Annotated in this window: 2 protein-coding genes; both read left to right on the forward strand. The window is 67.6% G+C overall.

Annotated features, from left to right (window positions below; all coding sequences use genetic code 11):
* A partial coding sequence (locus GFD25_RS11965; protein ID WP_163233124.1) for a hypothetical protein occupies window positions 1-180 on the forward strand: 180 nt, incomplete at its 5' end.
* A partial coding sequence (locus tag GFD25_RS12065; RefSeq protein WP_204314903.1) for a hypothetical protein occupies window positions 144-352 on the forward strand: 209 nt, incomplete at its 3' end. The genes GFD25_RS11965 and GFD25_RS12065, both read left to right, overlap by 37 nt.

The following is a 352-nucleotide window of genomic DNA, read 5'->3' on the forward strand; positions in this document are numbered from 1 at the left end:
TGGGACAACCTCGACCAGGACGAGAAGATCGGGTTCATGAGCGTGATCCTCTCCTACCTGCTGCGCGAATACCCGCGCCTGGAACGCGAGATCGACCGCAGGAGCGGCGACAAGATGGCCGACATCGGCCGCATCATCGCCGCATGGGCCGCCGCGTCCAAGACCGACCCAAAATCCTGACGCTCCTGCACCTGTGGTACACGGCGCGCCCCGCACTGCAATACGACTGGATCGCCTGCTGGGGCGGCCCGTGGGATCCGCGGACCATGCCGGCGCGCGCGGCGTGGCCGATGCTCCGCGAGATCCTCATGGACCGTTCCAGCCACAGCTTCGCCGCACTGGCCGGATGGGC

Origin of the sequence: Bifidobacterium aerophilum (assembly GCF_010667685.1) — a bacterium.
Classification (GTDB): domain Bacteria; phylum Actinomycetota; class Actinomycetes; order Actinomycetales; family Bifidobacteriaceae; genus Bifidobacterium; species Bifidobacterium aerophilum.